The organism is Micromonospora sp. KC721 (genome assembly GCF_004348355.1).
In the GTDB taxonomy this organism is placed as follows: domain Bacteria; phylum Actinomycetota; class Actinomycetes; order Mycobacteriales; family Micromonosporaceae; genus Micromonospora.
The window spans coordinates 1-8,468 of sequence record NZ_SMJY01000238.1 but is presented as its reverse complement, the minus strand read 5'-3'; the positions used below and the strand labels follow the sequence as shown (position 1 = coordinate 8,468).

Sequence of the window (8,468 nt, the reverse complement as noted above, 5' to 3'; positions counted from 1 at the left end):
CCGTCGGACCGAGCGGGTGGGAAGTCGTCGGCCCGGGCGGCGGGCCACGGGGCGGCAGGGATCGCTGTACTCGCTGAGGGCCGCGGCGGGGCCGACCGGACGGCCGGAGTGGCCTGGGTGCCGGCGACCTGGGTGCTCCGAATCTGACCCGGCCAGTGCGTCGGGAACACCGGCACCGCCGCCGGCGGCAGTTCGTCCGGCAGCCGGGGCACCGGCGGCCGGTGTTCCGGGCCGGCGGCCCCGACCAGCCGGAGCAGCCGTCGCCGTATCCTCGTCTCCTCGTCGTCCGCCACGCCGGGAAGCTATCCGGCGGAGGGTCGTCGGCACCGGCCGGGAAAGCTGCCCTGTGGACAGCAGCGGCCCCTGTGGACAAGCCATCTGATCATGACCGGATCTGGTACAGGTCGCCTCTCCCCCGACCGTGGCCGGGTGTCCCCTACCGGCCGCGGCGGTGCCTCAGCCCGCCGGATCGGGGCGGCGGTGGACCACCACGCTGGCCAGACCGGGGCCGGCGTGGGCGGCGACCACGGCGCCGGCCTCCGAGACGTACGTCTCGTGCAGCCGCCCGCCGAAGCGGTCGGTGAGCGCCGCGACGAGCTGTTCGGCGCGTTGCGGCGCGGCGAGGTGGTGGACGCCCAGGTCGACGTCGGCGTCGCCGGCCGCCTCGACGGCGAGGTCGACCAGGCGGGCGAGGCCACGGCTGGCGGTGCGCACCTTGTCCCGGAGCACGATCGCGCCGTCCGCCATGTACATGATCGGCTTGACCGACAGGGCGGTGCCGAGCAGGGCCTCGGCCGCGTTGATCCGGCCGCCCCGGCGCAGGAACTCCAGCGTGTCGACGTAGAAGAAGGTGGTGGTGCGGGCGACGTCGGCCACCGCCGCGTCCCGGACGGTGGCCAGGTCGGCGCCGGCCCGGGCGGCGGTGGCGGCGGCAAGCACCGGGAAACCGAGGCCCATCCCGGTCGCGCGGCTGTCCACCACCGCGACGCGCTCGCCCACCGCGCCGGCGGCCAGTTGGGCGGCTTCGACGGTGCCGGACAGCTCTGCCGACAGGTGCACCGACACCACAGCGTCCGCGCCCGCGGCCAGCAGTTCCCGATACGTCCGGGCGAACTGTTCCGGTGCCGGGCGGGAGGTGCTGACGGAGACCCGCCGCTCGCCGAACGCGCGGGTGGCGTCGGACGGGCGGGTTTCCACCCCCTCCAACCCTTCGGCGCCGTTGAGCACGACGGTCAACGGCACCACCGTCAGCCGGTGCGCCGACACCAGCTCGGGCGGGAAGTAGGCGGTGGAGTCGGTGACGACCGCGACGGGCATGCCCGGCACGCTAGCCCATGCGGGGGTCGACCGCCCGGGCCGGACGGCTCAAACCGGCTCGGCGAGCGCCGGCCGGGTGATCAGGCCGACATTGTGGGCACGCAGGTGCCAGCCCCGGGCGTCGCCATGGCGCAGCTCCGTCCAGTGGCAGTTGCCCAACGAGCCGACGGCACGCAGGACAGGGTGAGGCCAGCCGAGCAGCTGACCGACACCCTGCCGGGCGGCGCCGCCGTGCGTGGTGACCACGACTGTGCCGCCGGCGGCGAGGTCGGCGGCGTCCTGGAACGCCGCGCCGAGTCGCCTGCCGAGGTCGTCGAGGGCTTCGACACCGGCACCGGGGTCGGGGTCGCCGGCCCGCCAGCGGGCGTACTCGGTGGGGAACCGCTCGGCGACCTCGGTGAGCAGCAGCCCCTGCCACTGGCCGAAGTGCCGCTCACGCAGCCGGACGTCGGTGCGTACCGGGAGGCCGGTGACCTCGGCGAGAGCGGCGGCGGTCTCCGCGGCCCGGCTGAGGTCCGAGCTGACGATCACGTCGGGCCGCAGCTCGGCCAGCAGCGGCGCGGCGGCCCGGGCCTGGTCGCGGCCCCGGTCGTTGAGGGGGACGTCGGTCTGCCCCTGCACCCGACTGGCGACGTTCCAGTCGGTGTTGCCGTGCCGCCAGACGATCAGACGGGTCATTCGGCGGCGGAGGCGTCGGCCTCGACCAGATCCCGGTCGACGAACGGGAGCTGCGGGCAGTCCTTCCAGAGCCGGTCGAGGGCGTAGAACTCGCGCTCCTCGGTGTGCTGCACGTGGACGACGATGTCGACGTAGTCGAGCAGCACCCAGCGGCCGCCCCGCTCGCCCTCGCGGCGCACCGGCTTGGCCTTCTCGGGCAGCTCCAGCAGGCGCTCCTCGATGGCGTCGACGATGGCCAGCACCTGCCGCTCGTTGGGAGCGGAGGCGAGCAGGAACGCGTCGGTGATGGCGAGCTGGTCGCCCACGTCGATGATGACGATGTCCTGGGCCTTCTTGTCAGCCGCGGCCTGCGCGGCGGCCATCGCCAGCTCGTGAGCGCGTTCGGAAACTGTCACCGTTCTCCTTCGATCATCCGTGCGACCTTCCCAGCGTCTCACACCCGGCGGAGTAACGACTCGTCAGTTTCGCTCGACTACAGGGACGAAGCACCCCAAAACCGGGTCTAGCATCCGAAACGAGGCGCGATCACTGCTGATAGAGCCGGCGTTTGGCGATGTACTGCACCACACCGTCCGGCACCAGGTACCAGACGGGCTCGCCCCGGGCCACCCGGGCGCGGCAGTCGGTGGAGGAGATCGCCATCGCCGGTACCTGCACCAGGCTCACCGAGTCGGCCGGCAGGTGCTTGTCGGAGAGCGCGAATCCGGGCCGGGTCACCCCGATGAAATGGGCCAGTTCGAGGACCTCGTCCAGATCCTTCCAGGACAGGATGCGGCCCAGCGCGTCCGCGCCGGTGATGAAGTACAGCTGCACCTTCGGGCCGTAGTGGGCGTGCAGGTCACGCAGGGTGTCAACGGTGTAGGTGGGACCACCCCGGTCGATGTCGACCCGGCTGACCTGGAAGCGCGGATTGGAGGCGGTGGCGATCACGGTCATGAGGTAGCGGTCCTCCGCCGGAGTGACCGGCTGGTCCGCCTTCTGCCAGGGCTGGCCGGTGGGGACGAACACCACCTCGTCCAGGCCGAACCGGTCCGCCACCTCGCTGGCCGCCACCAGGTGTCCGTGGTGAATGGGATCGAAGGTGCCGCCCATGATCCCGACCCGCCGGCTGCGCTCCTCCATCCCATGATCGTAGGCCGCCCGCTCCCGCCGCCGGCCAACGGTCCGCCACGGTCACGGTTGCCGGGCGGTCAGGCCGAGACGGCGGCGACCGCCGTGCGGGCCACCAACGCGCGGCGCAGGTCGTCGTCCAGGTCGGTCACCCACCGGCGCAGGCCGGGCGTGAGGTCGTCGCGGGCCAGCAGCGCCCCGGCCAACTCCCGGGTGGACTGGGCCACGGCGTAGCGGGGGAACGCCAGGGTGGTGATCCGATCCGCCACCCACGGCGTACGCAACCGCGCGGTGGCCGGCATGTCGGCGAAGTACCGCTCGACGTACCCGGCGGTCAGCTCGGCCTGCTCGGGCTGCCAGAAGCCCTCCGCCGTGGCCTCGACGAGGCGGTTGGACAGTTCCGTGGCGCGGGTGATGATCCCCCACGCCACGCGCTTGGCGTCGGCGTCCGGCAGTGCGGCGCGGCAGCGGGCGGCCCACTCGGCCCCGACGGCACTGCGGTCGGCCGCCGCCTCGGCAGCGATCTCGGCCTCGCCGGCACCGCCCAGCACCACCAGCCGCAGCAGCAGCGCCCAGCGCAACTCGGCGTCGACGGCCAGCCCTTCCGGTACGCCCGCCCCGGCCAGCCAGCCGGTGAGCAGTCCGGTGTCGGTGGTGGCGGCGATCAGCCCCCGCGCGGCGGCGAGCTGGGTGGAACCGCCAGCGGGTGCCCTGGCGAGCAGGCCGGCGCACGCCCCGGCGACCCGCAGCAGGGCGGCGTCACGGGCGAGCGGGTCGAGGTAGCGGTCGATCAGGCCGCGGCTGAGCCCGAGTACCTCCTCCGCGATGATCACCTCGGTCTCGGCGGGCAGCGCCGCCACGATCAGCGACACCAGCGCCGGGACCGGCCGTTCCCCGTCGCGGGCGGCGTCCAGCGCCTCGCCCCACAACAGGGCTCGGGCCAACGGGTCGGCCAGCCCGGGCAGCATGATCGGCACCGCGTCCGCCGAGGCCGGATCGAGGCGGATCTTGGCGAAGGTCAGGTCACCGTCGTTGGGCAGCAGCAAGCCGGTGGCCGGCTGGCCGATCAGCGCGCTCACCTCGGTACGGCCCCGGTCGGTGTCCGGGTCGAGATCCAGCTCGACCCGGGACACCGCGCCGTCGGCGGCGTACCACCCGACGCCGATGTGGTGCGGGCGGAGCACCGGGTGCGACGCGGGGGCGGTCTGCGTCACGGCGACGCTGCTCCAGCGGCCGTCGGCGTCCACCGCCGCCTCCATCCGCAGCGTGTTCACCTGGGCCCGGCGCAGCCACCGCTCCGCCCAGCCGCTGAGGTCCCGGCCGCTGGCGGCGCCGAGGGCGGCGAGCAGGTCGGCCAGGGTGGCGTTGCCGAAGAGGTGCGCGGCGAAGTGGGCGTTGAGGCCGGCGAGGAAGGCCTCGTCGCCGAGCCCCGCGACGAGCTGGCGGAGCACGCTGGCGCCCTTGGCGTACGAGATGCCGTCGAAGTTGAGCAAACCCTCGGCGGCGTCGGCGACCTGCTGCGGAGCGACCGGATGGGTCGACGGCCGCTGGTCGGCGGTGTAACCCCACGCCTTGCGGCGGATCGCGAAGGTCGTCCAGGCCCGGTGGAAACGGGTCGCCTCGGCGGTGACCCGGGTGCCGAGGTACTCCGCGAAGGACTCGTTGAGCCACAGGTCGTCCCACCAGCGCATGGTGACCAGGTCACCGAACCACATGTGCGCCATCTCGTGGGCGATGGTGGTGGCCCGCAGCTCCCGCTGGGTGTCGGTGACCGCCGAGCGGAAAATGTAGTCGTCGCGCAGGGTGACCAGGCCAGGGTTCTCCATCGCGCCCGCGTTGAACTCGGGCACGAACGCCTGGTCGTACTTCGCGAACGGGTAACGCTCGGCGAAGAGCTGATGGAACCGGTCGAGGCACTGCTTGGTGACGGTGAGCACCTCGTCGAGGTCGGCGTCCAGGTGGGTGGCGAGCGAACGTCGGCAGTAGACCGCCAGCGGGATGCCGTCGTGCGCGTCGCGCCGGACGTGCCACGGACCGGCGATCAGTGACACGAGGTAGGTGGCCAGCGGTGGGGTCGGGGCGAACTCCCAGCGCCCCGGCCACGGGTTGGCGGCGAGCTGCCCGTTGGCCGCGACCGTCCACTGGGGCGGGGCGGTGACCGACAGGGTCACCGGTGCCTTCAGGTCCGGCTGGTCGAAGGCGGCGAAGATCCGCTGCACATCGTCCAGAAAGGACATCGCGTAGAGGTAGGTCCCGCCGTCGGCCGGGTCGACGAAGCGGTGCATCCCCTCGCCGGTGTTCGAGTACGCCATCTCCGCGCTGACGGTGAGCGTGTTCTCCGCGGCCAGCCCGGTCAGCGGCAACCGGTTCTCCGCCAGCGCGCCGGGGTCGAGGTCACGGTCGTTGAGGCGTACGCCGCGGAGGGCCGCCGGCTTGACCTCGACGAAGGTCGCCGCCCCGGGTGTGGCCCGGAACCGGATGGTGGCGGTGGAGCGGAAGTGGTCGCCGCCGCCGGTCAGGTCCAGGTCCACTTCGTAGGACCCGACGGTGATCAGTGCGCGACGCGCGGTCGCCTCTGCACGGGTAAGGCTCGGCATCCGCTTATCCTGCCCGACGGAGAGCCGGACGGCTCTTGCGATACGCATGGCGATGGAGGACCAACAATGGGTCAGCACCCCAAGGGCGATTTCGACCTGTCCCGAGCGGTCTGGCAGCGGGCCGAGGGCGACACCTCTGACAGCGCGGTCGAGGTGGCCTTCGTCGACGATCTGATCGGCATGCGCAACTCCGCCGAGCCGGACGGCCCGGTGCTGGTCTTCACCCAGGCCGAGTGGGACGCCTTCGTGGCGGGCGCCCGCGACGGCGAGTTCGACCTGGACTGAGCGGTCCGTCACCCGTCCCCCTCGCCCCAGCCCAGGCCGCCCGGGCCGGGGGCGTGGTGGAAACCGGGATGGCCGGTCACGTCGGCGCAGCGTTCCCCGTCGGGACCGACCGCGTCGCAGAAGATCCGCTCCGCCCGGTGCCAGGCGTCCGCCGGGGAGAGGGCCGTCGCGGCCAGCACCAGCTCCGGGCGGAGCAGGCTCAACGCCTCGGCGTACGCCACGGCCAGCTCGCGGGCCTGCTCCGGCCCGTCGGCGGCGAAACCCAGGTGGACGGTGAAGTGTCGCGCGGGCCGGGGGGCGCGCCGAGGCGGCGCGACCAGCGGTGGATCGGCCCGGCCGGGGCCGGTCGCCGCAGCCCGGCGCATCGCCTCGGTCACCGTGCGCTGACGCCAGTACGGCGGCGTGTTCTCTCGCATGCGTCCTCCCCGTGGTGATCAGGCAACCGGAGCTCGCGCCGGTCCGCTGACGAGCCAACCAGGTTTCCGGCGTTCGGGGAGGGGCCAGCGGACCGCGCCGGTGCGGCCCACAGCCGCCGCACGGGACGGACACGGGCGGGTCGGCGGAGGAATGATTGCCCGGGACGGGGGTAGAACCGGCCGGTCACCGGCCGCCTATGACCGCGTCAGGAGAGCCCGATGGCCGCCACGCCCGCCGACCGCAGCCCGGAGAGCACCCTGGCCTTCCTCCGCGAGGGGTACCGGTTCATCAGCACCCGGTGCGAGCGCCTCGGCAGCGACATCTTCACCACCCGGCTGATGCTGGAGCCGACCATCTGCCTGCGCGGCCGGCCGGCCGCGATGCTCTTCTACGACACCGAGCGCTTCCAGCGGGCCGGGGCGGCGCCGAAGCGGGCACAGCGGACGCTGACCGGACGCGGTGGCGTGCAGGGACTGGACGGGCAGGCGCATCGCGACCGCAAGGGAATGTTCCTGTCGCTCATGACGCCGGCCGCGATCGGCCGGCTCGGGCAGCTCGTCGCCGACGAATGGCGGGCCCGGATCCCGGCCTGGGAGGCCGCCGGTCCGGTGGTCCTGTACGACGAGGTCGCCTGCGTGCTCATGCGGGCGGTCTGCGCCTGGGCCGGGGTGCCGCTCGCCGAGCGCGAGGTGGCGCGGCGGACCGGCCAGATGCACGACATGATCACCGGCGCGGTGTCGGTCGGCCCCCGGTACCTGCGCGGGCTGCTCAGTCGGCGCCGCGCCGAGCACTGGATCGGCGACCTGGTGGAGCGGACCCGGGCGGGCACCCTGGCCGCGCCGGAGGGCAGCGCGTTGCGGACCATCGCCCTGCACCGGGATCCGCGGGGACGGCTGCTGCCCCGCCGGATCGCCGCGGTGGAGCTGATCAACGTGCTGCGTCCGACCGTGGCCGTCGACCGGTACGTGGCCTTCGCCGCGCTGGCCCTGCACGACCACCCGGCCTGGGTCGACCGGGTCCGCGGCAGCGACGAGGCCACCGAGTGGTTCGTGCAGGAGGTTCGCCGGTACTACCCGTTCTTCCCGGTGGCCGCCGCCCGGGTCCGGCACGCCTTCGACTGGCAGGGCCACCACTTCCCGGCCGGCCGTCGGGTGCTGCTCGACCTGTACGGCACCAACCACCACCCGCACCTGTGGCCCGAGCCCGAGCGGTTCCGCCCGGAACGCTTCGCCGGCTGGCGGGACGACCCGTACGGCTTCGTGCCGCAGGGCGGCGGTGACCACCTGGCCGGGCACCGCTGCGCCGGCGAGTGGGTCACCATCGAGTTGATGAAGCAGGCGGTGGGCCTGCTGACCACCGCGATGCGGTATCGGATGCCACCGCAGGACCTGGCCGTGGACCTGGCCCGGGTGCCGGCGCGGCCGCCCAGCGGGGTCGTCCTGGACGACGTTCGCCGCGCCGGCTGACCCGGCCCGGCGCTCAGCGCGCCGGGTGCAGGACGCTGCGCAGGCAGCCGTCCCGCTTCTTCTCGAACAGCTCGTACCCGCGCACGCCGTCCTCGAGGGCCAGCGGGTGGGTCGCCAGGTAGCCGGGGTCGATCTCCCCGGCCGCGAGCCGGTCCAGCAGCATCGGGATGTAGCGCTGGGCGTGCATCTGTCCCATCCGCAGCACCAGGGCCTTGTTCATCGCCGCGCCGAGCGGAAACTTGTCGACCAGCCCGGCGTAGACACCGACGATGCTGACCGTGCCGCCCTTGCGACAGGCCATGATCGCCTGGCGGACGGAGGTGGGGCGGTCGAGGGTCAGCCGGGCGCTCTGCTTCACCCGGTCGTACGCGTAGCCCGGCCCGACGTCGTGCGCCTCCATCCCGACCGCCTCGATGCAGGCGTCCGGGCCCCGGCCGGCGGTCATCTCCCGCAGCGCCTCCAGCACGTCGGTGTCGGCGTAGTTGATCGTCTCCACGCCCAGCCGGGCGGCGGCGGTGGCGAGCCGCTGCGGCAGCCGGTCGATGACGATGACCCGTTCGGCACCGAGGATCTGCGCCGACCGGGCGGCCATCTGCCC

Annotated in this window: 10 protein-coding genes; 2 read left to right on the top strand and 8 right to left on the bottom strand. The window is 73.5% G+C overall.

What is annotated here, in order from left to right; genetic code table 11:
* From E1182_RS31780 to pepN, 6 genes are all read right to left on the bottom strand, one after another.
* Positions 1-293: hypothetical protein (locus E1182_RS31780; RefSeq protein ID WP_207921537.1), on the bottom strand; the 293-nt coding region annotated here is incomplete at its 3' end.
* Between the two features lie 163 nt (positions 294-456).
* The gene (locus tag E1182_RS27145; RefSeq protein WP_132270531.1) at positions 457-1,317 is read right to left on the bottom strand and encodes a DegV family protein; all 861 of its coding nucleotides are present in this window, start codon (positions 1,315-1,317) and stop codon (positions 457-459) included.
* A gap of 48 nt (positions 1,318-1,365) precedes the next feature.
* Positions 1,366-1,995 carry a histidine phosphatase family protein gene (locus E1182_RS27140; protein WP_132270528.1) on the bottom strand — a complete coding sequence of 210 codons (630 nt, stop codon included), beginning with the start codon at positions 1,993-1,995 and terminating at the stop codon, positions 1,366-1,368.
* A complete protein-coding gene (gene rsfS / locus E1182_RS27135) occupies positions 1,992-2,390 on the bottom strand; it encodes a ribosome silencing factor (RefSeq protein WP_132270525.1) in 399 nt (132 codons plus the stop codon). The genes E1182_RS27140 and rsfS overlap by 4 nt, the downstream gene beginning before the upstream one ends.
* Before the next feature lie 130 nt (positions 2,391-2,520).
* The gene (gene nadD / locus E1182_RS27130) at positions 2,521-3,117 is read right to left on the bottom strand and encodes a nicotinate-nucleotide adenylyltransferase (protein ID WP_132270523.1); all 597 of its coding nucleotides are present in this window, start codon (positions 3,115-3,117) and stop codon (positions 2,521-2,523) included.
* 68 nt (positions 3,118-3,185) lie between these two features.
* On the bottom strand, positions 3,186-5,702 hold the full coding sequence (pepN, locus tag E1182_RS27125) for an aminopeptidase N (RefSeq protein WP_132270520.1): 2,517 nt from the start codon (positions 5,700-5,702) through the stop codon (positions 3,186-3,188).
* 66 nt (positions 5,703-5,768) lie between these two features.
* Between pepN and E1182_RS27120 the strand changes: the two genes are divergently transcribed.
* Complete coding sequence (locus E1182_RS27120) at positions 5,769-5,987, top strand: DUF397 domain-containing protein (RefSeq protein ID WP_132182299.1); 219 nt, start codon at positions 5,769-5,771, stop codon at positions 5,985-5,987.
* Between the two features lie 8 nt (positions 5,988-5,995).
* On the opposite strand, the gene E1182_RS27115 is transcribed toward E1182_RS27120, so the two are convergent.
* Positions 5,996-6,403 (bottom strand): hypothetical protein, encoded by a 408-nt coding sequence (locus E1182_RS27115; RefSeq protein ID WP_243706441.1) that lies wholly within the window; start codon positions 6,401-6,403, stop codon positions 5,996-5,998.
* Between the two features lie 219 nt (positions 6,404-6,622).
* Here E1182_RS27115 and E1182_RS27110 point away from each other — a divergent pair, with 219 nt between their 5' ends.
* Complete coding sequence (locus E1182_RS27110) at positions 6,623-7,870, top strand: cytochrome P450 (protein WP_132270517.1); 1,248 nt, start codon at positions 6,623-6,625, stop codon at positions 7,868-7,870.
* Positions 7,871-7,883: 13 nt separating this feature from the next.
* Here E1182_RS27110 and E1182_RS27105 read toward each other — a convergent pair.
* Positions 7,884-8,468 (bottom strand): zinc-binding dehydrogenase (locus E1182_RS27105; RefSeq protein ID WP_165942731.1); only part of this gene is annotated, 585 nt, incomplete at its 5' end.